This is a genomic window from Limnohabitans sp. YIMB22184, assembly GCF_048020265.1.
GTDB lineage: Bacteria > Pseudomonadota > Gammaproteobacteria > Burkholderiales > Burkholderiaceae_C > Limnohabitans_A.
In genome coordinates, this window is the sequence record NZ_CP171843.1 from 976,401 (window position 1) to 1,000,070 (window position 23,670).

The 23,670-nt window shown below is 57.2% G+C and carries 22 protein-coding genes, 1 pseudogene and 1 other annotated feature; of the genes and pseudogenes, 9 read left to right on the forward strand and 14 right to left on the reverse strand.

Translation table 11 applies throughout. The features are described from left to right. The first annotated feature begins 8 nt into the window (after positions 1-8). From ACHEXL_RS04630 to ACHEXL_RS04655, 6 genes and pseudogenes are all read left to right on the forward strand, one after another. Positions 9-1,103 carry a hypothetical protein gene (locus tag ACHEXL_RS04630; RefSeq protein ID WP_416560852.1) on the forward strand — a complete coding sequence of 365 codons (1,095 nt, stop codon included), beginning with the start codon at positions 9-11 and terminating at the stop codon, positions 1,101-1,103. Between the two features lie 7 nt (positions 1,104-1,110). Further along, on the forward strand, positions 1,111-1,917 hold the full coding sequence (locus ACHEXL_RS04635) for a class I SAM-dependent methyltransferase (protein ID WP_416560853.1): 807 nt from the start codon (positions 1,111-1,113) through the stop codon (positions 1,915-1,917). Positions 1,918-2,063: 146 nt separating this feature from the next. Further along, a complete protein-coding gene (locus ACHEXL_RS04640) occupies positions 2,064-2,345 on the forward strand; it encodes a transposase (RefSeq protein ID WP_416560854.1) in 282 nt (93 codons plus the stop codon). A gap of 47 nt (positions 2,346-2,392) precedes the next feature. After that, entirely contained in the window at positions 2,393-2,533 is a 141-nt protein-coding gene (locus ACHEXL_RS04645) for a hypothetical protein (RefSeq protein WP_416560162.1), read from the forward strand. A gap of 47 nt (positions 2,534-2,580) precedes the next feature. Beyond that, positions 2,581-3,818 (forward strand): IS3 family transposase gene (locus ACHEXL_RS04650; protein ID WP_416558777.1). Its coding sequence is split into 2 segments (ribosomal slippage): positions 2,581-2,872 and positions 2,872-3,818, totalling 1,239 coding nucleotides; the frame shifts between segments, so codons are not numbered across the junction. Next, positions 2,862-2,978: a sequence feature (AL1L pseudoknot), on the forward strand. Its footprint overlaps the gene before it by 117 nt. A gap of 25 nt (positions 3,819-3,843) precedes the next feature. Continuing rightward, positions 3,844-4,035 (forward strand): annotated as a pseudogene (locus ACHEXL_RS04655) (IS3 family transposase); the annotation flags it as partial. Between the two features lie 63 nt (positions 4,036-4,098). Here ACHEXL_RS04655 and ACHEXL_RS04660 read toward each other — a convergent pair. The 4 genes from ACHEXL_RS04660 to ACHEXL_RS04675 all read right to left on the reverse strand — a co-directional run bounded on the left by ACHEXL_RS04660 (position 4,099) and on the right by ACHEXL_RS04675 (position 7,276). Further along, entirely contained in the window at positions 4,099-5,286 is a 1,188-nt protein-coding gene (locus tag ACHEXL_RS04660; RefSeq protein ID WP_416560855.1) for a DegT/DnrJ/EryC1/StrS family aminotransferase, read from the reverse strand. A gap of 121 nt (positions 5,287-5,407) precedes the next feature. After that, complete coding sequence (gene tagD / locus ACHEXL_RS04665) at positions 5,408-5,833, reverse strand: glycerol-3-phosphate cytidylyltransferase (protein WP_416560856.1); 426 nt, start codon at positions 5,831-5,833, stop codon at positions 5,408-5,410. Between the two features lie 52 nt (positions 5,834-5,885). Beyond that, the gene (locus ACHEXL_RS04670; RefSeq protein WP_416560857.1) at positions 5,886-6,743 is read right to left on the reverse strand and encodes a flagellin; all 858 of its coding nucleotides are present in this window, start codon (positions 6,741-6,743) and stop codon (positions 5,886-5,888) included. Positions 6,744-6,904: 161 nt separating this feature from the next. Further along, complete coding sequence (locus ACHEXL_RS04675) at positions 6,905-7,276, reverse strand: flagellar protein FlaG (RefSeq protein WP_416560858.1); 372 nt, start codon at positions 7,274-7,276, stop codon at positions 6,905-6,907. A 493-nt stretch (positions 7,277-7,769) separates the two neighbouring features. Here ACHEXL_RS04675 and ACHEXL_RS04680 point away from each other — a divergent pair, with 493 nt between their 5' ends. Then, entirely contained in the window at positions 7,770-8,222 is a 453-nt protein-coding gene (locus ACHEXL_RS04680) for a hypothetical protein (RefSeq protein ID WP_416560859.1), read from the forward strand. Positions 8,223-8,315: 93 nt separating this feature from the next. Here the strand turns inward: ACHEXL_RS04680 and ACHEXL_RS04685 are convergent, their stop codons facing one another. The 10 genes from ACHEXL_RS04685 to ACHEXL_RS04730 form a co-directional block, all read right to left on the reverse strand. After that, positions 8,316-8,729, reverse strand: a complete 414-nt coding sequence (locus ACHEXL_RS04685) for a chemotaxis protein CheW (protein WP_416560860.1) — start codon at positions 8,727-8,729, stop codon at positions 8,316-8,318. Positions 8,730-8,741: 12 nt separating this feature from the next. Beyond that, the gene (locus tag ACHEXL_RS04690) at positions 8,742-12,038 is read right to left on the reverse strand and encodes a chemotaxis protein CheA (protein WP_416560861.1); all 3,297 of its coding nucleotides are present in this window, start codon (positions 12,036-12,038) and stop codon (positions 8,742-8,744) included. Between the two features lie 50 nt (positions 12,039-12,088). Then, complete coding sequence (locus ACHEXL_RS04695; RefSeq protein ID WP_416560862.1) at positions 12,089-12,496, reverse strand: response regulator; 408 nt, start codon at positions 12,494-12,496, stop codon at positions 12,089-12,091. A 10-nt stretch (positions 12,497-12,506) separates the two neighbouring features. Beyond that, on the reverse strand, positions 12,507-13,607 hold the full coding sequence (gene cheB, locus ACHEXL_RS04700; RefSeq protein ID WP_416560863.1) for a chemotaxis-specific protein-glutamate methyltransferase CheB: 1,101 nt from the start codon (positions 13,605-13,607) through the stop codon (positions 12,507-12,509). Continuing rightward, entirely contained in the window at positions 13,604-14,650 is a 1,047-nt protein-coding gene (locus tag ACHEXL_RS04705; protein WP_416560864.1) for a CheR family methyltransferase, read from the reverse strand. Before ACHEXL_RS04705 ends, cheB begins: the two co-directional genes overlap by 4 nt. Before the next feature lie 7 nt (positions 14,651-14,657). Continuing rightward, complete coding sequence (locus ACHEXL_RS04710; RefSeq protein WP_416560865.1) at positions 14,658-16,061, reverse strand: chemotaxis protein CheW; 1,404 nt, start codon at positions 16,059-16,061, stop codon at positions 14,658-14,660. Positions 16,062-16,080: 19 nt separating this feature from the next. After that, a complete protein-coding gene (locus ACHEXL_RS04715; protein WP_416560866.1) occupies positions 16,081-17,586 on the reverse strand; it encodes a methyl-accepting chemotaxis protein in 1,506 nt (501 codons plus the stop codon). Beyond that, the gene (locus tag ACHEXL_RS04720) at positions 17,552-18,082 is read right to left on the reverse strand and encodes a PAS domain-containing protein (protein WP_416560867.1); all 531 of its coding nucleotides are present in this window, start codon (positions 18,080-18,082) and stop codon (positions 17,552-17,554) included. The genes ACHEXL_RS04715 and ACHEXL_RS04720 overlap by 35 nt, the downstream gene beginning before the upstream one ends. A gap of 69 nt (positions 18,083-18,151) precedes the next feature. Next, positions 18,152-19,315 (reverse strand): adenylate/guanylate cyclase domain-containing protein, encoded by a 1,164-nt coding sequence (locus tag ACHEXL_RS04725; protein ID WP_416560868.1) that lies wholly within the window; start codon positions 19,313-19,315, stop codon positions 18,152-18,154. An 8-nt stretch (positions 19,316-19,323) separates the two neighbouring features. Then, positions 19,324-19,698 carry a response regulator transcription factor gene (locus ACHEXL_RS04730; RefSeq protein ID WP_019431189.1) on the reverse strand — a complete coding sequence of 125 codons (375 nt, stop codon included), beginning with the start codon at positions 19,696-19,698 and terminating at the stop codon, positions 19,324-19,326. 158 nt (positions 19,699-19,856) lie between these two features. On the opposite strand from ACHEXL_RS04730, the gene ACHEXL_RS04735 reads away from it, so the two are divergent. Next, positions 19,857-23,114 (forward strand): ATP-binding protein, encoded by a 3,258-nt coding sequence (locus ACHEXL_RS04735; RefSeq protein ID WP_416560869.1) that lies wholly within the window; start codon positions 19,857-19,859, stop codon positions 23,112-23,114. A gap of 20 nt (positions 23,115-23,134) precedes the next feature. Next, positions 23,135-23,530, forward strand: coding sequence for a response regulator (locus ACHEXL_RS04740; protein ID WP_416560870.1), 396 nt, complete (start codon positions 23,135-23,137; stop codon positions 23,528-23,530). Positions 23,531-23,670: the final 140 nt, after the last annotated feature.

A 23,670-nucleotide genomic window follows, 5' to 3' on the forward strand; every position in this document is an offset into this window, starting at 1 on the left:
GGTGTTCAATGCTCAATGCATGTGCAGTCTTGTTTTCTGGTCATAACGAGAGAGCCATTGTCACGTTATGCCGGTTCTTTCACGCTCATAACATTCCTTTTGTCATTGTGGCCAGCAGCAAAGACGATGCGATTTTTCAGACGCATTGGCGTGCCCAGATTGCCATGGTCCGTGAGGGGGCTTCGCTGACGATGGCCCTGATGTCGCAGGTGGCTCATGTGCTGCAGTCACGCATGAAATATCCGGTTTTTTGCCCCACTAGCGAGTTTCTGAACCAGTTTGTTCTGGCGAACCGTCAAGCCATGATCGACGTTGGATGGCATTGCACGTTGCCTCCGGCAGAGCTTTATTGTTTGCTGTCGAACAAATCCAGCAGCCCTGCGTGTATCGAGCAGCTAATTGGTTTGCGTATGCCGGCAGAACAAAAATATGATGCCTGGGCACCCCCTTGTGTGCTCAAACCCAAGAGCAATGTGGTAAAGGGCAAGGTGCTGTATCCCGTGTTGTGTCGCGACAGCCAAGCATTGGCGATTGCGCGTGAGGGCCTGGACACGACGCAGTGGTTTGCTCAAGAGTGGATTGATGGTCAAAGCATTTACCTGTGTGCCTATGTAGATCAATCTGGGGGTTATGACAGCTATTGGCAGATCAATCTGTTGCAACAGCCACATGGCAAGTCTATGGTCTTGGCGTGTACAGGTGAAAACCCCGGAGTGGATGTCGGTCTGTTGATGCGAGGCTTGCACCGTCTGGGTTACCGAGGACCTTTCATGATGGAGATCATCCGAGATACCAATGGTCAGCTCTACTTCATTGAAGTCAATCCCCGTTTTTGGGGGCCGCTGAATTTGTCGTTGAATGCTTCTCCAGCATTGCTTCACCGATTTGCCGTTGATGCAGGTTTGGTCCCGCAGATGCACACGATGCCCCAGTCTGCTGAGGGGATCTTTTGGTATGCCTGGGCCTATGGTGCTCAGGTAGATGCCTGCCGTACATATCCCGCGATGCCCGAGTGGCTGACCGGGTCGACACTGACGCCTTGGTTGCTTCAACACGATGTGTACGCGCAACCCGACACCATCATCTTGTCCAATTCTCACTGAAATCACCATGTCAAATACTTCGAATGTGCAGACACCTGTTTCGTTCACTGACTTGCATAACTCTGCCGATGTGGCGTTGGCATCGCTGCTAGCAGCACGCAGCAAGCACAGTGCGTATCAAGAGCTACACCCCTGGGTGCGCCATCTACTGGGTGAAGGAGCCTCTCCACGTGGAAAAAGTGAGGAGGCTCGACTTGCGCACATGCAGGCTCAATTGCCGTTTGCCGGGCGCCGAGTGCTTGATATCGGTGCTAACACCGGGTATTTCAGCTTTGGTGCACTGGAGCATGGCAGTGCCAATGTGCATGCAGTTGAAGGAAATCGTGAGCACGCTGCCTTCATGACCCAGGCCGCCCAGTTGCTTGACTTGGGTGAGCAGTTGGAGGTGGAACATGGTTATTTCGACTTTAGCGAACAGTCTTTGTGGAACCATGATCTGGTGTTGTGCCTGAATGTTCTACACCACCTTGGCGATGATTTTGGTGCGCATGGTCAGGACATTGTTTCCGCTAAACAGGCCATGGGCTTTGATTTGCGTCGTCTGGCCAGTCATGCCGAGCATTGTTGGTTCCAGTTGGGATTTAACTGGAAGGGTGATCGGCATAAGCCGCTGTTTGAACATGGTCTTAAATCAGAGCTGATTGATTTTGTGGCACAAGCATGCGAAAACACCTGGTCGGTAGAGCAAGTGGCCATTTTTAATCCCCAGTCAGGCCAATATGAGCATTGCACAGACGCTCTACTGCAGCGTGTAGATGAACTTGGTGAGTTTCTCAATCGCCCATTGTTTTTGCTAAAGCGCAAAATTTTCTAAAGGCCTGAATCATGCAAACGGTATAGACCATCCCAGGAGGCTGGAAAAAAGGATTGATTTACGCGCCATCGGGACAGCTGGCATTCTGCCATTTCCCCAAATCAGTAGACAAATAATGAGGTCAAAACTGAAGTGGAGTCATGCAAATGCAACGAACGAAATATGCCGCCGAGTTCAAGTCCGAGGCGGTCAAACAAGTCATCGATAAAGGGCACCCAGTCGTCGATGTGGCCAAGCGGCTTGGAATTCCCGAGGGGGTTCTGTACAGCTGGGTCAACAAGTTCAAAAAGTCAGACACACCCCAGTCAGGTGACCTCAAGGCCCTGCAAGCCGAGATGGTCAAGATCAAAGCTGAACTCAGGCGAACCATAGAGGAGCGCGACATTCTAAAAAAGGCCGCAGCGTACTTTGCCAAGCAGTCCGGGTGAAGTACGCATTCATGCAGGCACACCATCGCCAGTTTCGTCTCACCAGCATGTGTCGCGTCCTGAAAGTGCACCGCAGCGGCTATTACGCCTGGCTGCGTGAGCCGTTGTCAGCGCGGGCTAAAGCCAATGAAAAGTTGACCACGCAGATTCGGGAGTTTTATGAGCAAAGCATGGGCATCTATGGCTGAATCGCCCCGGGTTTTGAGGAGGCTCCACACTTTGAGAAGATGGAGCCATGAGCAAGAAATCGAACCGTTTTTCACCCGAAGTGCGCGAACGCGCTGTCCGCATGGTGCTCGAGCACCGTGGCGAGTACCCATCCCTTTGGGCCACCATTGAGTCCATTGCCCCCAAGATCGGGTGTGTGCCGCAAACCCTCAACGACTGGGTTCGCCAGCACGAGGTTGACGAAGGCATGCGCGATGGCGTCAGCTCTGATGAGCGCGCCCGCATCAAAGACCTCGAACGCGAAGTCAAGGAACTGCGCAAAGCCAACGAAATCCTCAAACTGGCGAGCGCTTTTTTTGCCCAGGCGGAGCTCGACCGCCGACTCAAGTCTTAAGGGACTTTGTTGATCAAAACCGTCACGCCTACGGGGTCGAGCCGATTTGCAACGTGCTGCAAATCGCCCCTTCTGGCTACAGGTGCCATGCTGCCCGCCAACGCAAGCCCGAGCTGCTTTGCGCCCGGACCAAACGCGATGAAGCCCTGATCCCGCAAATCCAAGCCGTCTGGCAGGCCAATATGCAGGTCTACGGCGCAGACAAGGTCTGGCACCAGATGAATCGTGAAGGAACCAAGGTGGCGCGCTGCACGGTCGAGCGGCTCATGAAGCGCATGGGATTGCACGGCGTTCGCCGGGGCAAGGTCGTGCAAACCACCGTCTCGGACAAAGCCGCGCCATGCCCGCTGGACCGGGTCAATCGCCAGTTCAAAGCAGAGCGTCCAAACCAACTGTGGGTGTCGGACTTCACCTATGTCAGCACCTGGCAGGGCTGGCAATACGTGGCCTTTGTGATCGACGTGTTTGCACGGCGCATCGTGGGCTGGCGGGTGAGCAGTTCGATGCGTACTGACTTTGTGTTGGATGCCCTGGAGCAAGCCTTGTTCGACAGACAACCTGAACGCTCAGATGCATTGATACATCACTCGGACAGGGGGTCTCAATATGTTTCCATTCTCTACACCGAACGCCTGGCCCAAGCTGGGATAGAGCCATCGGTGGGCAGCCGTGGCGACAGCTACGACAACGCGCTGGCCGAGACGATCAATGGGCTGTACAAGGCCGAATTGATACACCGCCGTGCACCCTGGAAAACCAAGGAGGCACTGGAACTGGCAACCCTGGAATGGGTGGCTTGGTTCAACCACCACCGACTGCTGAGCTCGATTGGGTATATTCCACCGGCTGAAGCTGAGGTGAACTACTACCGGCAGCTAGCCGGGAAGCACGAGACCGAGGTCTCAACTTAAACCAACTGGCCTCCACGAAACCCGGGGCGATTCAGAATCGTTCTTCAGCAGTTTGAAGAGTGAACAGATCAAAAAGCGGATTTACCAAACCAGGGCTGAAGCCAAGTCAGAAATTTTCGATTACATCGAGGGTTTCTACAATCGAGTTCGACGCCACAAGCATCTCGATCAACTCAGCCCTCATGAGTTCGAGCGTCAGCGTCAAACTGCGCTATGAAAAGTGTCTATAGGTTTGGGGGAATGCCAATGGGCGTAGTTTTTAAAATGGTGGTGGGTCTGCTCAAGCGGCCAGAGGCAACCGTTTCGCGTGTTCGGAGGCGGTCATGATTGACATGCAGACATGGTCTATATCGGCTGTGCTCAGCCCTGGATGCTGCGGCAGGCAAATCACTTCGCGAGATGCTTTGTGTGCATTGGGTAGGCTGTTGACTTGCGCAGAGGGTAGGCCCCGGTACATAGGGAATTCGCTGATCAATGGATGAAAATAGCGCCGAGCCAGAATGCCGGCGGCTTTGAGTTGTAGGTAAAGCGCATCACGTGAAAGAGGAAATTCAGTACCGATACGGATTGGAAAATAAGACCAGTTGACATCGGCCTCCTCAGGCCACTCAGGCAGAGCGATGCCTTGGATGCCGGACAAGCGCTCGCGGTAAATTGTGTCGATGGAATGCCGCTTGGCCAATAATTCGTCGATCTGCCGCAGTTGTAGCAGTCCTAGTGCTGCGTTGAACTCACTCATCTTGCCATTGATGCCGGTGGCGACTACCGTCACTTCGTCAACAAAGCCGAAATTTTTGAGATGGTCGATGTGCTGCTTGGTTCGCAGATCTTGGCAAATGATGGCGCCGCCTTCAAAGGTGTTGAAGACCTTGGTGGCATGAAAGCTCAAAATCGACATGTCGCCCGCGTTGAGCACACTTTGGCCTTGATGCTGCACCCCAAATGCATGGGCCGCGTCGTAAATCACTTTGAGGTTGTAGTTGTCCGCGATGCGTCCAATGGCTTCGGTGTCGCAGGGTCGCCCATAGCAATGCACCGGCATGATGGCGGTGGTTTGCGGTGTGATGGCGGCTTCGATTTTGGCGGGATCGATGTTGAAAGTCTGTGGATCGATGTCCACAAACACCGGCTTGATGCCGTTCCACAGCAAAGAATGGGCGGTGGCCACAAACGAATAGGGCGTGGTGATCACTTCGCCAGTGATGCGCAGTGCTTGCAGTGCGGTGACCAGTGCGATGGTGGCGTTGGCGAACAGGCAGACATGGGGCACCCCCAGATAGGTGGCGAGCGCCGCTTCCAGTTGCCGGTGGAATGGCCCGCCGTTGGTCAGCACTTTGGACGCCCAGATTTGCTCTAGGTAGGGCAAAAACTCCTCCAGTGGCGGCAAATGGGGCTGGGTGACGGTGATCGGCTGTGTGCTCGCCTGGGGGGGCGACACGCTGGCGATTGTGCTTGACCGGCGGCTCATGGTGACGATCCTGAAAGGGTTGATGCTGCGTCGGAGTTTCGACACCCTTCAGGTAAGCAAAGTTCGGACCAACAAAAAAGCCCGCCGAAAAGCGGGCTGAGTCAGCAAGAGGAATGGAGGCTTAGGCGTGCATATCTGCTGGGCGTTGGACACGCATGCGCTGTTTGATCTCGGTAGAGGACACACCGGGCGTGCGGGCCAAATAAACCACATTGCAATGGTCAGCCACGAAATCAAACTTGCCAGCCCAGTCGTCGCCCATCACGAATACATCGGCCCCCAGTCGGGTAACGTCGGCAACTTTTTGGTCCCAGTCTTCTTCGGCAAAGACTTCGTCCACATACCGGCAAGATTCAAGCACCGCTTTGCGATCCTCGTAACCCATGACCGATTTTTTGCCTTTGAGCACATTGAACTCGTCGGTGGACAAGCCCACCAGCAACCGTGTGCCCAATTCACGGGCGCGTTTGAGTAATTGCACATGGCCTGGATGAAACAGGTCAAAAGTGCCATAGGTCAAAACGGTGCGTTGTGCTTGGGCTGTCATGGTGGGCTCCGATCAAAAGCCGATGGCTGGAGGGCCATCGGCTGATCTTTCATTAACGCAGGAGGGACAAAACAGACTGTGGTGCCTGGTTGGCTTGCGCCAACATGGCGGTGGCCGCTTGCTGGATGATCTGCGTGCGTGCCAGCTCGGTGGTCGTTTGTGCGTAATCGGTGTCCAAAATCCGGCTGCGCGATGCAGCGGTGTTTTGCGACACGTTGGTCAGGTTGTCTGCTGCGTAAGTCAGGCGGTTGACTTTGGCGCCAAGGTCGGCGCGGAAGGCATCCACGTCGGCAATGGCGCTGTCAATCGTGGCCAAAGCCGAGTTGGCACCAGTTTGCGTGCTGATGTTGAAGCCAGCAGAACCGCTGGCCCAAGCCACGCTTGACAAGGTTGCGCCCGTGCCGGTGGTCAGGTTCTCAAAGTCCACCGTGATGGTCTGGCCCGAGTTGGCGCCCACATGGAACGTCATGGTTTGGGCCGAGCCGCCGGTGCCGCCAGCCAACACATTGCGGGTGTTGAACTGGGTGTTTTCGGCGATGCGGTTGATTTCTTCGGACAGCTGAGCAAACTCGGCATCCAAAGAGCCGCGGTCGGTATCGGTGTTGGTGTCGTTGGCCGATTGCACAGCCAATTCACGCATGCGTTGCAGCATGTTGGTGATTTCTTGTGTCGCACCTTCGGCCGTTTGAATCATGGAGATGCCGTCGTTGGCGTTGCGAACCGCTTGGTTCAGACCGCGAACTTGGGCCGTCATCTTGTTGCTGATTGCCAAGCCGGCAGCGTCGTCGGCGGCGGTGTTGATGCGCTTGCCAGTGGACAATTGCTCCATGGCTTTGCTCAGGCTGCGGTTGTTAACCGTCAACGCGTTCTGAGCTACAAGCGATTTGGTGTTGGTATTGATAACAGACATGGTCTTACTCCTTGAAGAGATATTTCAAATGGTTGGCAGGAACCCGAAGGGAGTAGGACCTGCCTGGTTGTCACAGAAAATCTGGATTGAATCTCTGTTACTGGATGATTCGGAAGCTGCGGATTAAGCTTTAGGGTCAGCAGCTATTTTTTTTGAAAATCTCAAGATTTGCCGTCTTGCAGCAGGCCCTTCATGTCTTCCATGTTGTGGGCAATGCGCAAGGCCACCTCGTTAGGGATTTGGCGCACGACTTCACCGCTTTCGCGGTTTTTGACCGTCACCACCACCGTGTTGGCCACATCATCCACACTGAAGCTCAAGTCGCGGCTGTTACGTCGCATCTGCTGATTCAGTTGCTCTGTGGCCGCTTCCAATTCACGGCGTGCTTCATGCGGGTCCGGAATGGCTGAGACCGCAGGTTTGACCGCTTCTGCAGTTTGTGGGTTTGCAGTTGCCACTGCCTTGGCCGTTTGGCTTGTCGTCACAGCGAGCGGTGCCGGAGGTAGACGGTTGGTAGAGATGTCGTTGCTCATGGTTTGGTCCTTTGTTCAAGGTACCCCCGCTGGCAGAACTGACTGTCGGCCAATCTGTTCAGAGATCGGCCAATATGGGGGTATCGTTTCTATGATTCGGCAGAGCTTGCCGCAACTTGAGTGTCTTTGGAGAAAAAACGGCAATTTTTTGCCGCTCCAGGTGAATCGCCCCCTGGCTTGGCTTGGGCAACTGCGAAGGGCAGGGCGCCTTTGTGGGCTAAAAAGTGATGAATTCGCAACTTAAAAAAACGCAAAAAATTCTTTTTTGGCCGAAAGAAATTCACAATATCGACATTAACGCTTATACTGCAAGTAGGTCTTTTGTCCAAGCTCCCCGCTGATCAAGGTGTGGGTGCGTTTGTTCCATCGGCGTCGTGCAAGTGGCAGCGACCGCATTTTTTAACAGGTCTTCATGTTTTCGCTGTTCAAGGGTTCCGAGTCACCAGAGGTTCTCAAAAAGCGCGCAAAGCAAGCCTTTGAGAAGGTGACGGCTTTGACCGCTGACACCTTTGAAGCCAACAGTTTGCGCCGTGGCATGGCTTTGTTGTGCTGCGCTGCCCTGGACAAAACCTTCATCGCGGGTGCGGAACGCACCGCCGATTGGCAACAAATGGCGGCCTTTGCGGTGGCCAAAAGCACAGAACCACCGCCACTGCCCAAGGCTGAAGTCTTCCAAAAAGTTCGTTCAGGCAAGAGCGACATCTGGGTGTATCTGCCCCCTGAATATGCTGACCGGGCATTTCTGTTCGGCGCCAAATACCAGCGCACCGAATTGTCAACAGAGCAAGCCATCACCTCGATGCAACAGTTGGCAGACACGGTGTGCAAGTCTGATATCGGTCTGACTTTTGAAATTGAAGTGTTGAAGTTTCTGCGCAAGGAGCTGAGTGCTGCTGAGCGCAAGTCCGATGTTGACGAAGACCTCAGCAACATGCCAAGCAACTGACCAGTTCAAGGCCAGTCGCCCAGGCCGGGCAAACTTGTCACTGAAGTTTTGCGTTCGCGCAAATTGGCCAATGTCAAAGCAACATTTGCCCAATCAAGCCCAGAAGTTCAGTGGCAACTGCGTTTTCAAGCAATAAGCTTTGTGGCCATGGGCGCTGTCGATCCAGATGCCATCAAACAAGGCATGGCTGTGGTTCATGGCGCCGGGCAGCTTGTGCAACTGTTCGCGCTGTGGGTTTCTCAAACCCATGACCTCATCGATCAACATCAGCACGGGTGGTGCGTCTGAAAGTTCAGGGCTGTACACCACGCCATAGGACCTTTTGCCGCCTGCGTCACAGCGCTGCAAAACTTGCCCCAAATCAAAGGCCGCCAGCACTTGGTCACGCCAGATGGCATGGCCATCCGTGGGACGTTCTTCGTCTTCAAGACCGATGACCTCATGCACCTGCAGTGCAGGCAGCAAGAGGTCAATGTCTTCAATCCGGATGTGGAGGTACTGTGCCATGGCCGGGTTGGATCAAGCACTCACGGGCAAGTGGTGTGGGGTTTGCAGGTTTTCTGCCAAACGGTAAAGCGCTGCGGCGTCCAAAATCAACACCACCCGACCATCGCCCAAAATGCTGGCGCCGCCCACACCTGGCAATGCTGCCAAGCGCGGATGGATGTCTTTGGTGAACAGCTCTTGGCGTCCCACAAACTCTTGCACCGACACACCCAGTGTGCGTTGACCATCGCTGAGCACCACCACGTAGCGGTGTGATTGCTTTTCGACAGGCGGGTAGCCCAGCACCTCTTCGAGCCGCACGATCGGCAAGAAGTTGCCGCGCAGCAAGATGGCGGTGCGGCCCTTCACGGTTTGGTACTCGTGGGGGCTGACTTCGACCAGTTCGGCCACATAGCGACCGGGGATGGCCATGGTCTGGTTGGCGGTGTTGACCAGCAGCACCTCTTGCACGGCTGCAGACAGGGGCATCTGCATGGTGAAGGTGGTGCCGCGACCCACTTCCGAGTCGAGGTGGATGGTGCCGCCCAGACGCATGACGCTGGTGCGCACCACGTCCATGCCCACGCCACGGCCCGAAGTTTCTGTGACCACATCGGCTGTGCTGAAAGCGGGCCGGAAGATGAAGCCCAAGACATCTTCCTTGCTCATGAGCAGGCTGTCTTCTTCTTTCACCAAACCACGGTCAACCGCTTTGCGGCGAACGCGCTCGGGGTCAATGCCTTTGCCGTCGTCAATCACGCGGATCAAAATCCGGCTGCCTTGCTGCTCGGCCTGGATGCGGATGACCGCTTCTTCGGGCTTGCCGGCCTCACGGCGCTCTTCGGGTTTTTCCACACCATGGTCAGCGCTGTTGCGCACCATGTGCAGCAGGGGATCGGCCAGGGATTCCACCATGGCTTTGTCGATCTTGACCTCTTGTCCGATCAGCTCCAGACGAATTTGTTTGCCCTGGGCCAAGGCCAAGTCGCGCACCATGCGTGGAAAGCGCTTGAACACCAATTCCACAGGCACCACACGCAAACCCATGACGCTGTCTTGCAGGCGGGACAAGGCGCCCTGGATCAGCGCGTCCGTTTCTTGCAGGCGGCGCAGCTGGTCGTCCAAATTTTCGGCCAACTGCTGCAAATCGAGCAATTGGCTTTGGGCGTCTTTGGCTTGATTTTCTTGGTGGCGCAGCTTGTGCAGGCCTTCGCGCACGCGCTGGTCACCGATGATGTGGGCCAGTTGGCCCCGCACCAGCACCATCTCGCCAATTTGGTTCATGAACTGGTCGAGCATTTCGCCCGGCACACGGATCACGTTGGACGATGCGTTGGCCGCAGTGGGAGTCGAGGCACGTGCAGCAGGAGCCGCAGCCGGTTTGGACACCGCCACTTCGGTGGAGGGCGCGGCGGCTTCCACTGGGGTGGGCGTGGCCGCTGCTGCTTTTGCGGGTGCTGCTGCGATGACCTGTGCAGGGTTGACGGCGGGCGCAGCTGCAGGGGCAGTGGGCGTTGCCTTGGGCGCTGCACTGGCCGCAGGTGCTGCAGCCGCCGCCGCAGTGGCCGCTGTTGCAGGCGCCGCGGCTTTGGCTGATGAAGTCGGTTTGATGGGGTCTTTGCCCAACTCACCCAGCAACAGGATATGGCCAGCACCCTGGTCAATGGTGCGCAGGTCTTGTTCGATGGCGGCACGCGGGGCTTTGGAGATAAACAACATCTCGTACCAGCTCAGGTTGTCTTCGATCAAGGTGCGGTTGGTGATCACACGCCCTTTGTCGTGAACCCATTCCAAAAATGCGGTGGCCGCATTCTCAGACGATTCAAGGTGTGCCTTGATCAGGTAGGCCAGATTGCCGTCCTGAATCAGTTCCATCAATTCGCGCGTGTTGTCGGGTGAGAGCAGCTCGGACAACTCGGACGGGATGTTCATCGTGGCGACAAATTGGCGCACGGTGTCCACCGGGGTGTCGCCCGCGTCGTCGTGTGACCACAGATAGTCTCGGATGCGCTGGTGCAGACGTTCGTCTGCCGCCTTCAGGGGGGCTTGCTTCAGGGGCTGGCGGCCGCTGGTGCCCAGCAACTCGCGGATGAATTGCAAGGCGTCGCGGCACAGCGTGATGACCTCGCTGTAAATGCCCATTTGGTTGCGGCCTGCGCGGGCAAAGGCGTCCACCAGCAGCAAGGGCACATCGGTGCGGGACTGTGGGTAGAGCGAGGACAAATAGCCATCAATGCGGGAAAACCGCTGGGACAGCAGGTTGGCCAATTCTTCGTCTTGCACATCACCGGGTGCTTCGAGGGCTTGCAGCAATTCCTCGACTTGGTTCAAGTGGTGCAGCAGATTTTCTTTGAGTGTGCGGGCCAGCACTTTGGCCAGTGATTCGCCACCCAGATCCACGCCGGTCGTTTCGCCCAAGGTTTTGAGGTCGTCGAGGAAGGCGACGATCACGTCCACCATGCGCTCGCCGTCGGCTTGAGAGATGTCTTCTGACACCGGCAAAGCCGCCAAGATTTCCTCGATCCGGGTGTTCAGACCTGCATAACCCAGGCTGTTGGAGCCTTTGAGCATCCAGTTCAAGGGCTGACGGATGTCGTTGGCCACGGCCAAGATTTGTGGCGCTTCCTGTTTGGAGGCGATCGAGCTGGCCAGTCGCTCCAGGATCGGCAAACCATTGCTGATCAGGCGCAAGAACACCACCTGGCGGTTATCGGTCTTGCCGTCGGCGGCTTTGCTGGGCTCCGTGCGTACGGGGGCCTGTGAGGCTGCTGCAGATGGCGCAGCGGTCTGGTTGTTGGCCGACGATGCGCCTTCCTCGTGGCCAGCAGGCGCACTGGCGTTCCCAGCGGGGTCAGATCCGCTTGCGTCTGCAGCGGCCACGGCGGGTGTGGCTGCGGCAATTTCGCCAGCAGTTGCCACGGTCAAAGCCTGGCCTTGGCTGACCATTTTGAAAGCGCGTTCCAGCTCAGCCAGCAATGCCATGGGCTTTTCGCCGTCGGCGCGTTCGGCCACAGCCTTTTCGCACAACACCTTGATGGCATCCAGCGAGCGCAGCAACAAATCGACGGTGTTTTTGTCCAGCGAGGCTGTGCCCTCGCGCACCATGCCCAGCAGGTCTTCGCAACGGTGGGCCACCGACTCCAGTGCGCCCAACTCCATGACCCGACTCAGGCCTTTGAGTGAATGAAATGCTCTGAAGAGCCCCGACACCTCTTCGGCATTGAGCGACTCTGCGTCTGCCTTGACGAGCAAGGACTCAATGCTTTCAATGTGTTCTTCGGTCTCAACTGCGTACTGCGCCCAGATGGTTTCCAGAAAATCGTCAGACACGGTCCCACACTCCTTTCGAGCTTAGTGTCGAATAACAGGCAAAGCCTTTTTTACGACAGACCCAGCACTCGGCGAGAAGCGGTGACGATCTCGTGGCCTTTTTTGGCATTGAGGTCAAGACTCATGGCGCCAGATGGTTTGGCAATCACTTCGGCCGCACCAAATTTACGCGCTTCGATGGCTTGCGGCGAACCTGCTTGCGCCACCGAGGACACGATGATCACAGGCACCTTGCTCATCAGGCGCAGGCGCTTGATGCACTCGATGCCATCCATATGGGGCATTTCGATGTCGAGCAACACCAGGTCGGGTGCCACCTCTTTGACTTGCTGCAGCGCTTCCAAGCCGTTGGTGGCTTCACCGGCAACTTCAAAGTCAGGATCGGAGGTCACGATGCCACGCAACAGGGCGCGCATCACAAAGGAGTCGTCAACAATGAGTATGCGTTTCTTGGTCATGGGGCATTCTCTATAAAGCAGAGGTTTTGAAAGAAGAAATTGTGCGGCTGGCGCACAAGCGGGACAGGCGTGTGCCAATCTCTTGGGGGGACAAGACAGCCGTGGCCAGGCCTGCATTGATGGTCGAAGATGGCATGCCGTCGACGATGCAGCTGTCGGGGTCTTGGGCCAGCACGTGGCTGTTTTTACGGGCCACCAGGTCTTTGACACCCAGCATGCCATCGCTGCCCATGCCGGTCATCACCACGGCCACAACAGGACACGAGGCGGCTGCAGCGGAGCGAAACAGCACATCGGCGTTGGGGTGGATGCTGGCCTGTAAATCGGTTTTTTGGTAGAGCATCAACTTGCCCGGGAAAGGCTCGCGCACCACCACGTCGGTGCCGCCTTTGGCGATCACCACCATGCCGGGCTTGAGCTCCATTTGCTCTGTGCTCTCCACCACGTCCAGGCCGGTCTCGCTGCGCAAATGCGCTGCGAAACCACTGGTGAACATGGGCGGCATGTGTTGGGCCACCACCATAGGGCAGCCCAAACGGCCCATGGCTTTGAGCACCTGGGGCAAAGTGGCCGGCCCGCCTGTGGAGATGCCAAGCACCACCAAACCTGCAGGTTGTCCGCCGGTCACGCTGCGCAGTTGGCGCTGGCCGGTTGCCGCTTTGGTCACCGGCGCCAATGCGCTGCTGCCAAAACCTCTGACGGAGCTCAGGCGGGTTTTCTTTTTGCCCCAGTAGCGCAGCTTTTCCACCAGATCGGCACCGATCTGAACGATGTCGAGCTGCACAAAGGAAGACTTCTTGGCAATGAAATCGACGGCGCCCAGCTCCAACGCGCGGATGGTGGTAACCGAATTGCGCTCGGTCAGGCTGCTGAGCATGATGATGGGGCAAGGCGTGGTGGCCATGATTTGTTTGGTGGCTTCCAGGCCATCCATCACGGGCATTTCCACGTCCATGGTGATGACGTCCGGGCGCAGCTCGCGTGCCATCTCGACACACATTTGTCCCGTCTTGGCCTCACCCACCACCTCGATGTCCGGCTCGCTCTCCACCATCTTGCGGATGGCAATGCGCATGAATGCCGAATCGTCTGAAATAAGCAGTCTGATCATACGCGGGTGTCGTTTCTCACATACCAAGGGCCACCTTTGCCCAGGCGTGATTCAAAGTACTCAGGCACCAGCATTTGCACCGAAGCCCCCAATACCAGAACGCCACCGGGCGACATGGACCGCGCCAACATGGTTTGTACGGCTTTTTTGATCGGGTCTTCGAAGTAAATCAACACGTTGCGGCAGAACACCAAGTCCATGCCCATCACGGGCGGACGGTTGTTCATCAGGTTGAAGCGCTCGAAGCGGGTGCACTGGCGCACCCACTCGCGGATTTTGAAGTAATTGACACCTGGCATCGCGTTGGCCGGTGCAATCCTCACGTCTTCAAACATCGCCTTCCAGTCGTCGGGCAGGTTGCGAAACGAGCCCATGCCCAAGTCGCCATAAATCGCCGCTTTGGCTGTGCGCAAGGCTTGGTTGGAAATGTCGGTGCCAAAAGAGAACACGCCCCAGCCCGATTCGGGCACCAGCTTGCCCTCAAACAAACGCGCAAAGCCTGCTTTTTGCATGGCACGCAGGGCCGAAAAAGTCAGGTCATAGACCTCTTCGCCGGTGGAGCTGGCGGCCGACCAAATTTGCAGCTGTTTTTGTGTCTTTCGCAGATTCAGCAGGTGCGGCAAGATGTCATCGGCAAGCATGCCCATCAGGTCTGGATCGCGGCAGAAGTAGGTTTCGTGCACCGTCAAGTTTTCGACCAAGGACTGCCATTCCGAGTGTTCAGGCGAGCAGTTGTTCATGCTCTCGACCCAGTCTTTCAACGTGGCCATGGGCATGTCTTTGAAAATGCGCACCAACTTGCGCTCCACTAGAGTGCCTGGCTTGATGCCAAAGCGTGTCTCCACCCCGGCCATCAACTCGTTGATCAGCAGCAGCAGGGCGCGTGATTGGCTGGGCTCTTCAGGGTTGCTCAGGGTCTGCATGGGCTTGGCCGCCTGCATGTTGAAGTTGGGTGCAGGCGCAGCCGAAGTGACGGCCCGCGCCGTGTCCACCGCAGACCGCATCTGGCTCAGCAAATCGTTGACTTTCTTGTCTTGTGTCACAGTTTTTTTATTTCATTTGACGCTTGGCGGCCAAGGTCAGGGGGGCCAAGGTGATGAGTGAAATCAATTCACCGTCGAGTTTGCCGACTTCGTTCAGATAGTCGTTTTGTTGATTCCGAACGGGGGTGATGTTGGCTTCCTCGATATCGATCACACGCTCGATGCGGTCCACAATCAAAGCCCAGGGCTCGTTGTCGACCCGCACCACCACGTATGAGGAGGTCTCAAGGGGCTGGACACCCAGCATGCCACGCAGGTCAATCACGGGCGCTATCTCGCCTTTGATCTGAATGACTCCGCTGAGGCTTTTGTCGCCCTCGGGCAGATCAACACTGGGGCTGTACTCTTCAACCCGATCCACCAGGCCCAAGGGCAGGGCGCAGCGTTCACTCCCGAGTCTGAAGGACAGCATGCGGCGCACAGCGCTGGCTGCTAAGTGGTTGTTGTGGAGCATGAAGGTGGTTTGCTGGGTCAAAAAGCGCTGGTAATGGGCAATGGCTTGTGGCGACAACAATCCGGTCATGGACAACAGGCCGGTCATGTGACCCTCGCGTGTGGCCGCGCCATTGAGGTAACCCTCCAGCTGCGCATCGTGCGAACCGGCCACCGACTGAACCGCATCGCGGGCGTAGCGTTCAATGCCCAATATGGCAGACACGCTCACCCCCAGTTGGAGGCCTTGTACTTTGACCACCAGGACAAAACGGGCAGGGGTGATGTTGGGCCGGTTGAGCAAGCCGCCCAGCGACACCACCAACAAAGCCTGGCCGCGCAGCTGCATCAGGCCTTGCACTTCGTGTGTTGCGCCGGGCAGTTGGGTCAGGGGACCGATCTCGACGATTTCTTGCACATGGGCCATGTGCAAGGCATAGGTTTCGTCGCTGTCTTCGACCGTGACCGTGGCCATATCCAGGTTGGACTGTTTGGCGGCTTCGGTGTGATGGTTGTCGTTCAGGTCAAAACCGATCAGACCGCCGCCGCCCTCGGGCACGCCTGTGGGGTCCATTTGGCGCATGTCGAGGGAACGTTCGTCCAGCAACAGCACCATGCGTTCGTTCAGCGTGAACTCGCCGCAAACCAGGTTGTGCTGGCCCGGGTCGACATAGGGCGTGAGCAGCGATTCGTCCAGGTTGATCTTGTTGTGCACACGGTCCACTTGCACGGCGATGTTTTCGTGGCCAGTCATGACCACGAGCAAATTGCCATGCGGGTCGGCTGCGCGTTGGCCCATGCCCAGGCGCAGGGCCAGGTCGATCTTGAGCAGCACCGTACCGGCCACATTGACCAAGCCCTCCACTTCCGCAGGCGCATAGGGCAGGGGGGTGATCGCCAAAGACTCCAGCACCTGGCTCACGGCCGAGGCACGCAGTGCGAAGCGGTTGTCTTGAATGTCGAAAAGGACCAGTTCCATGGTGTGAGGTCTCGGTGCCTTAGGTGCTGAACTTGGTGATTTCGCTGCGGGTGGAGTCCGCCACCTTGGACAACTCGATCATGGAAGCGGCCAGTTCCTCAGAGGCCGCAGAGTTGCTGCGGGCGATCAGTTCGAGGTTTTCCACGCTGCTGTTGATCTCTTGGATCATTCGCGTTTGCTCTTCCACCGAAGCCGAAATGCGTTGCAGCATGCCGTCGGTTTGGGTGGACGCTTTCACGATGCGTTCCATGTCAGAGCTGACTTCTTTGACCGCCACCACGGCTTCTTTGGCCTGCTGGCTGGCTTGTTGGATGAGTTGTGTGATTTCTTTGGTGCTGTCGGCGCTGCTGGCGGCGAGCTTGCCCACTTCGTCGGCCACCACGGCAAACCCTTTGCCGTGCTCGCCAGCGCGCGCGGCTTCAATCGCCGCGTTCAAGGACAGCAGATTGGTTTTGTTGGCAATTTTTTCGATCACGTCGGTGATCTTGTTGATCTTTTCCGAGCTCAGGGCGATGCCGTTGACCACATCCACCATCTGCACCATTTTGTGCTGGCCGTCGCGCACGATGGTGGTGGACTCTTGGGCTTGGCGGCTGGCGTGTTCGGTGTTGGAGGCAATGTCACTGACGGCTGCAGCGGTTTGACGGATGGCGCTGACCATGTGCCCAATGAATTGGGTCTGGCTTTGCGCGCCATCGGCCAGTTGACCAATCGCCGTGCTGGTGTCGTTGGCCGCGCCAGCCACCTGCTGGGCGTTTTCACCGATTTGTCGCATCGACACAGCCAAGGCCTCTAACGATTGGTTGATGTCGTTTTTGAGCTTGCCCAGGTCGCCAGCACCTTCGGCGTGCACACGGTGGCTCAGGTCGCCGCGAGAGACGGCGTCCATCACCCGCACCACGTCACCGATGAGGTTGTCCAGCACCTCGACGGTGGCGCGGGCATCGGTCAGGATGCTCAAAAACTGCCCCGACTGGCCTTGTGTGGACAAGCGCAGGTCAAAGTTGCCTTGGGCCATGCCGCGCATGCTTTGGCTGAGCAATTGCACGGTGGTTTCCATGTTCTTTTGGACGGTGGCAATGCGCGCCAGAACTTGGGGATAAAGCCCGCGCAGACCCGCTGGTTGTGGGTGACGGGAGAAGTCACCTTCGCCCATGCGCGAGACCACGGTGATGGATTCGCGGAACACCGCTTCAATCTGGTCGAGCACGTCGTTGATGCGCCAGGCGGCATCCACCAGACGGCCTGAATTGGGGATGCCTGTGATGCGGGCTTCGAGCTGCCCTTGCGCGGCTTCTGACAAGACGTGGTTGATGCGCTCGAGCTGCGCATTTTCATTGGCGCATGCTTTGAGACCTGCCAACAAAAGCACGGCGATCACAGCCAACAAGGTCATCAGCGCATAGTTGTCCGGCGATTGCCACACCGCGATGCCGGCTGCCACAAGTCCCAAACCGCCGGTCGAGCCCAGCAAGACCAGGGGGCTGATGTCAAAGTGCTTGGAGGTCGAGGATGAAGCGCTCATAGCTGACGCCCTTTTCTTTCAAGAGGTTGTGCATTTGGCCCAAAGAGGCCGCGATGGCGTCGCGTGCGCCTGCGTTTTGTTCGGTCTGCAAAAGTTGCTTGTACAGCGGGATAATCACAGCCACTGCCTTGGGATTGGGTTTGCGGCGCACCGAGTAGTAACCCACCACTTTGCCTTGGGCATCGCGTGAGGGGGTGACGTTGGCCAGCACCCAGTAAAACGAGCCGTCTTTGCACAGATTTTTGACGTACGCGAAAATTTCCTGACCGTCTTCGATGTGCTGCCACAGCAACTTGAAAATGCAACGTGGCATGTCCGGGTGACGCACCAGGTTGTGCTGCTTGCCCATGAATTCAGCTTCGGTAAAGCCCGAGAACTCGGCGAACACTTGGTTGCTGTAAGTGATGCGGCCTTTGAGATCGGCTTTGGAGACGATGAAATCATCGTCACGCATCAGCCTTTCTTGCTGGGTGGGTTGGATGTGTTGTCTCGCCATGGCTTCCTCTTGTGATGAGCGGTCCGCAGCTGTTTTTCAGTGAGCCATGGAAAACCGCGAATATTCAGTTCAGTTGCGTCCGTTGACAAAAAAGGTTTCGACCTGTCCCAGACTCTTGACTTCGATGGAGCCACGCGACTCCAGCTTGAAATCATGGCGAATCAGGTTCGCGGTGTTGACTGAAACGTGTATACGTCCTGGCTCTCCGGTCGACTCCATGCGGCTTGCAACGTTGACGGTGTCGCCCCACAGGTCGTAGGTAAATTTGCGCAAACCGATCACACCCGCCACGATTGGGCCGCTGTGCACGCCGATGCGCATGCGCAGGGCACCGCCGGTGCGCTCGCGCATGTCTTCCAGTGCGGTACAAAATTCGAGCGCTGCATCGATCACGGCATGGGCATGGTCGTCGCTGGGCTCAGGCACGCCACCGGCCAGCATGTAGCAGTCGCCAATGGTTTTGATTTTTTCAAGCCCGTGCTTTTCGGTGATCAGGTCAAAGCGCGAGAACAAGTCGCCCAATACCTCGACCAGGGCGCTTGCGGTCATGGTTCGCGACATGGCTGTGAAGCCCACCATGTCGGCAAACAACACGCTCACGTTGGGAAAGGCGTCGGCGATGTGCTCTTCGCCCGCTTTCAGGCGCTGCGCGATCTTGCGGGGCAAGATGTTCAGCAAAAGCTGTTCGGTTTTGGCCTGCTCGGAGGCCAGGGCTTCGTGTTGTCGCTTGAGTTGGCGCATGCGCAGCGCTTCTTGATCGCGCAAGCGTTTGCGTTCGACCGATGTTTTGACGCGCGCACGCAATAACACCGGGTTGAAAGGTTTGGACAGGTAGTCTTCTGCCCCCAACTCGATGCAGCGCACCGCATCGTCCAAGCTGGTGCCGCCAGAGATCACGATCACAGGCGGCCAGGGGTGGTGCGGGGTGTCGCGCAGCACAGCCAGAACTTCCATGCCGTTCATTTCAGGCATTTCCATGTCCAGCAGCATCAAGTCGAAGTGTTCTCGCACCAGCGTTTCGATGGCCTCTCGACCATCACCGGCTTCGGTGATATCGGTCAAGCCGATTTCCACCAGTGAACGGCGCAAACCCATGCGGATCAGGCGGCTGTCGTCAACCAGGAGAACTTTGGCTTTTTCGAAATCAGAAGTGACACTGGGCGCAATGTCAAGCTCTGTCGCGTTGCTGCGGCTGTCGGCCCTGTTGGCGCTTGTGCTGGCGGGCGTGTGCATGGACAAGGTCAGTTGACGGCCAGCAGGTGGTTGACTTTTTCCAGCAGTTGAACCGCCGTGAAGGGTTTTGTCAGGCTGTCGTTGGCGCCTGAAAGCAGCGCAGAGTCCAGACCAAAGCGGGCGCTGACCACACGGCTGCCCCCGGAAATCGTCAAAATCGGCACTGCTGGGAAAGATTCCCGCAGGCGCGAAACAAAGTCCACCCCATCCATGTTGGGCATCACGATGTCGGAAATGACCAAGTCGACGTTGTTGATCGCAAAAAGCTCCAAAGCCTCCATGCCGTCACGTGCTTCGATGACCTGGAAGTCCGAAAATTCCAGAATCTCGCGCACGCCTTCGCGCAACAGATCCTCGTCATCAACAAGCAAAATCGTGGTCATTCAAATATTCTCCGTATCATTGCCAATTCTATCAATAAAATCGCCAATAATGATGCTATGTAAATTAAAATGAAAACTTCTCGCACTTACCGAAGAATTGTTTGTAGTTTTATTTTTCATACTTTGATAGCCTTTTCCACTTCCAAGACAACGACTCTATGAATCTGTTTCGCGCATGGTCGCCCAAAGTTTGGTTGGGCTGGGTGGTAGTGGCTACTTTGGTTTTGGGTGTGGTTGTGGGTTTGGGTTCACCACAAGGCTTGGGCGTGTGGTTTTTCGCGGTTGTTTTCGCGTGTTTTGTCATTCTTTGGGCCGCAGGGTCTTGGTGGCGCCTTGAGCAGCGTCATTTGGGTGTCTCGCCCGCCGAGTTGGCCCGCGTCACGCGCATGATGGCCGAGGGCCAGCATGACCAGGCCTATGCCGTTTTGGGGCATGGTGAAGCGGGCCAAGGGGCTTGGAGCGACTTGGCCAAGGTGGTGGCCAACTTGCAAGCGGCACAGCGCGAGCATGAAGAGCGCTCATGGCGCGACCAAGGCCTGGCGCTCATTCACGACACGGTGCGCCACGACCACACGCCGCAGGCTCTGGCCGATCGCGTGTCCCAAACTTTGACCCGCTTCTTGGGTTTGAGCGCTTGCGCGGTTTATGTTTTGGAGTTTGACCCAGCCACCCAGCGTTTGCATGCCGAGTGCAAGCTGCACCGGCAAAGTTCGGCCGAGGGGCAGCAGGCTTTGCCCGAGTGGCTGGGCTGCAGTTATGCCGGTTTGCAGGCCTTGGCAGCGAGTCAAACGATTTTGCGCAACGCTGAAATTCCCTCGGCAATTTTGCAGTTCGTGCGGCGCACCGAGGGGGCCGACACGGTGTTGGTGCCCCTGGTGATCGAGGCCCAGGTTCGGGGAATTTTGCTGCTGACGGCGGTGCGCGCACTGCCGCACCAGCTGGAGGCTTTGATGGAGCCTGTGTCGGCGGCCATCGCGGTGGCGATGCAGTCGGCCAGTGCACGCGAGACGCTGCAAGCCTCATTGGCCCGCGCCAATGAATTGACCCGTGAACTGCAAAGCCACCACGAAAAGCTGCAAGCCAGTGAAGTGGCTTTGAAAAAGCAGATGGGCTATGTCAACGACATCTTGGGCAATATGCACAGCGGGCTGGTGGTGGTGGACCGGGCCGGACGCATCCAGGATTGCAACCCTGCGCTGCTCAAGCTCACGGGCTTCGACCGTGACCTGTTGATCGGTCAGCCCAGCAGTTTGCTGTTTGAAGAAGATGAGACGCGGTTGTTGTCGATTTTCAAGGGCTACGGTCACATGCTGACGCGGCTGGGTGTTGAAAACCCCCAGGCGTATTGGCAGGTTTTGACCGACAACCTGTTGGGCGCTGCCGTCATCGATGCCGATGGCCAGATTCTTCAGGCCAACCACCGCATGGCGCAGTTGCTCGGTTGCGGCATCGACCAGCTCAAGGGCCGTTCTTTTTGGACGCTGTTGCAAGAAGTCCCTGCGGACGAGTTGCAAGAGTTGCAGTCGCTCTTGGCAAGCGACGACAGTTACTACCGTTCGGGCTCTGGCCAGCCCATGGCCATGCGTTTCCATGCGGGTCAGCCGGTGCACCAAGTCGAGGTCAGCTTGATCAACCACCGCCTGGTGGGTGAGCGGGTGACGCTGGTGCTTGTGCGCGGCGAGCGCGATTTGCCTTGGGGTGTGGCCAATTCCACCACCTTGCAAAAACTCACGCCCGGCGACGAAGAGGCCATGATCGCCAAGCTCCGTAACCGCTCGGGCACTCACATTCCTGTGCGTGTGAGTTCGTCGTTCTTGGCCGACGCCACAGGCATGCCACAGCAAACGGTGATCAACTTGCACGACGTCTCCAGCTTGGTGAACAAGGGTGAAGAAATTCGCGCCCAGCACCAGTTGCTCGAGATGAGCATGGATGCCATGCAAGACGGCGTGTTGCGTTTGGATCGGCATGGCCGCGTGATCAGCGCCAACCCGATGGCACTCAATTTGCTGGGCAGTGACAAGTCCAGCACCGCCTTGCAGCCTGTTCACCAGCTTTTGCCGGGCCAGCAAAAAGGCCACGATCTGGCGTATTGGCTGCCTTTGCAGACCGCCTGGCTGTTGCGCCGATTGGTGCAAGACCTGGCGCAAGACCCGGGCTTGGTGCAGTCCTTGCCTATTCCCTTGTTGTATGCGAATCGCATGGGGCGCCTGAAGTGGGCCACGCCAACAGCGTGCGCCTTGCTGGGTTTGACGGTTGCACCGCAGTCCACCCCTGAGCCTTTGCTGCTGGCCGAGCAGACCAGCCGTGAATTGTTGGCACTGCGTGACCAGACAGAAGTGGAAAACGCAGGCCACGATCCGCTGGTGATCGAGGTGGCTTGGCGCGCAGGCAATGCTCCGGTGATGCGTTTGCCAACCTTGCTGGTGCCGCAGGCTTCCTCCGGCAAAGACGACATGATGGTTTGGCTCATCCCTGACCTGGACGCTTTGAGCGCTTTCATGATTCGGCGCATGCACAACATCGATTGGATGGTGTTGCACCGCGAGCAAGAGAGCTTGCTGCCCGTGGTCTTGACGGCGTCCCCCTTGGTAGACCCCTATAACCGGCTCACCGGCGCTGTGGTGACCATCAAGGACATGCGCGAGATCAAGGAAAAGGAAGCCGAAAACCTGCGCATGGTTCAAAAGGTGGAGCAGTCACAGCGACTCGATGCGTTGGGGCAATTGGCGGCTGGTGTGGCGCACGACTTCAACAACCTGTTGGGTGTGATTCAAAACCACGCCGAGCTGGTGGAGATGAAACTGGGCAGCGAGACAAAGGCGGCCAAAAACCTGTCGGCCATTTTGCAAGCCACAACCCGTGCGCGCGACATCGTGCTCAAGCTCAATGCTCTGGGGCGTGAGCGCAAGCGACTGGAAGAAGACGGCAGTGTGCACGATGAAGCCGAAGTGCTGGTGCCTTTCGAGTTGCTGCCCGTGATCGAGGAAACCCAGGGCTTGCTGCAGGCGACACTCAAAGGCATTGACATCGTGGTGGACGCGCAAGCGTTGGGTCCTGGCGTGATCCTGCGCGGACAAAGCGGCACCTTGCAGCAAGTCATTGTCAATTTGTGTGTCAATGGCAGCCATGCGATTGGCGACCGCCGCGATGGCTTGATCCGCATCCAACTCGGCCGGCCAGACGCCACGCATGTGACGATTGCCGTGTCGGACAACGGTGACGGTATTCCGCCTGAAATCATGTCCCGAATTTTCGAGCCCTTCTTCACTACCAAAGAAGTGGGCAAAGGCACGGGCCTGGGCTTGGCCATGGTGCGCAGCATCATCACCCAAATGGGCGGAGCCATTGATTGCGTCTCAGCGCCCGGTCAGGGCACCACATTCACCATCAGCTTGCCCTGCAGCCAAGCCTGATTCATCACATCTCATTCCCCATGACCATGTCACCAAACACCGCCACCATTTTGCTTGTCGATGACGAGGAGTTGCTGCGAGCAGGTGTGCAAGAAATGTTGGAAATCCAGGGTTACAACGTCATCACTGCAGCCAATGGGCAGCACGCCCTGGAATGTCTGGACGCCCAGCCCATCGACCTCATCATCACCGACTTGGTGATGCCCAAGATGAACGGCATCGACTTCGTGCAGCAATTGCGCCAGGTCCGCCCAGATGTGCCGGTCATCGTGGTTTCGGGCAGCACACGCAACATCATGCAACGCTACGGCATCGATACCATCCAAGTGCCCGGTGCAGATGCCAGCTTGCCCAAGCCTTTCAAAGGCGTGGATCTGGTCGCTCAGGTGCGTCAGTTGCTCGAATCCAGGCTCTGAACTGCGACACATCACTTCAGGCCGCGCAGGTCTACGGGCAGGCTGGCCTGACCGTGTGGCTGTTCCATGATAAAAGGCCCTGATCTTCAGGGCCTTTTATCATGGGGCTGGCGATGAACGCCAGCCAAGAGGGGCAGGGC

What these genes read in the sequence shown, in the direction of transcription:
- ACHEXL_RS04730 (WP_019431189.1), bottom strand. Translation starts at nt 19,698, where the DNA reads ATGACCACGATTTTGCTTGTTGATGACGAGGATCTGTTGCGCGAAGGC.
- ACHEXL_RS04635 (WP_416560853.1), top strand. Translation starts at nt 1,111, where the DNA reads ATGTCAAATACTTCGAATGTGCAGACACCTGTTTCGTTCACTGACTTG.
- ACHEXL_RS04725 (WP_416560868.1), bottom strand. Translation starts at nt 19,315, where the DNA reads ATGCACACGCCCGCCAGCACAAGCGCCAACAGGGCCGACAGCCGCAGC.
- cheB (WP_416560863.1), bottom strand. Translation starts at nt 13,607, where the DNA reads ATGATCAGACTGCTTATTTCAGACGATTCGGCATTCATGCGCATTGCC.
- ACHEXL_RS04740 (WP_416560870.1), top strand. Translation starts at nt 23,135, where the DNA reads ATGACCATGTCACCAAACACCGCCACCATTTTGCTTGTCGATGACGAG.
- ACHEXL_RS04685 (WP_416560860.1), bottom strand. Translation starts at nt 8,729, where the DNA reads ATGGCACAGTACCTCCACATCCGGATTGAAGACATTGACCTCTTGCTG.
- ACHEXL_RS04630 (WP_416560852.1), top strand. Translation starts at nt 9, where the DNA reads ATGCTCAATGCATGTGCAGTCTTGTTTTCTGGTCATAACGAGAGAGCC.
- ACHEXL_RS04640 (WP_416560854.1), top strand. Translation starts at nt 2,064, where the DNA reads ATGCAACGAACGAAATATGCCGCCGAGTTCAAGTCCGAGGCGGTCAAA.
- ACHEXL_RS04695 (WP_416560862.1), bottom strand. Translation starts at nt 12,496, where the DNA reads ATGACCAAGAAACGCATACTCATTGTTGACGACTCCTTTGTGATGCGC.
- ACHEXL_RS04670 (WP_416560857.1), bottom strand. Translation starts at nt 6,743, where the DNA reads ATGTCTGTTATCAATACCAACACCAAATCGCTTGTAGCTCAGAACGCG.
- ACHEXL_RS04675 (WP_416560858.1), bottom strand. Translation starts at nt 7,276, where the DNA reads ATGAGCAACGACATCTCTACCAACCGTCTACCTCCGGCACCGCTCGCT.
- ACHEXL_RS04710 (WP_416560865.1), bottom strand. Translation starts at nt 16,061, where the DNA reads ATGGAACTGGTCCTTTTCGACATTCAAGACAACCGCTTCGCACTGCGT.
- tagD (WP_416560856.1), bottom strand. Translation starts at nt 5,833, where the DNA reads ATGACAGCCCAAGCACAACGCACCGTTTTGACCTATGGCACTTTTGAC.
- ACHEXL_RS04720 (WP_416560867.1), bottom strand. Translation starts at nt 18,082, where the DNA reads ATGGCGAGACAACACATCCAACCCACCCAGCAAGAAAGGCTGATGCGT.
- ACHEXL_RS04660 (WP_416560855.1), bottom strand. Translation starts at nt 5,286, where the DNA reads ATGAGCCGCCGGTCAAGCACAATCGCCAGCGTGTCGCCCCCCCAGGCG.
- ACHEXL_RS04715 (WP_416560866.1), bottom strand. Translation starts at nt 17,586, where the DNA reads ATGAGCGCTTCATCCTCGACCTCCAAGCACTTTGACATCAGCCCCCTG.
- ACHEXL_RS04645 (WP_416560162.1), top strand. Translation starts at nt 2,393, where the DNA reads ATGTGTCGCGTCCTGAAAGTGCACCGCAGCGGCTATTACGCCTGGCTG.
- ACHEXL_RS04735 (WP_416560869.1), top strand. Translation starts at nt 19,857, where the DNA reads ATGAATCTGTTTCGCGCATGGTCGCCCAAAGTTTGGTTGGGCTGGGTG.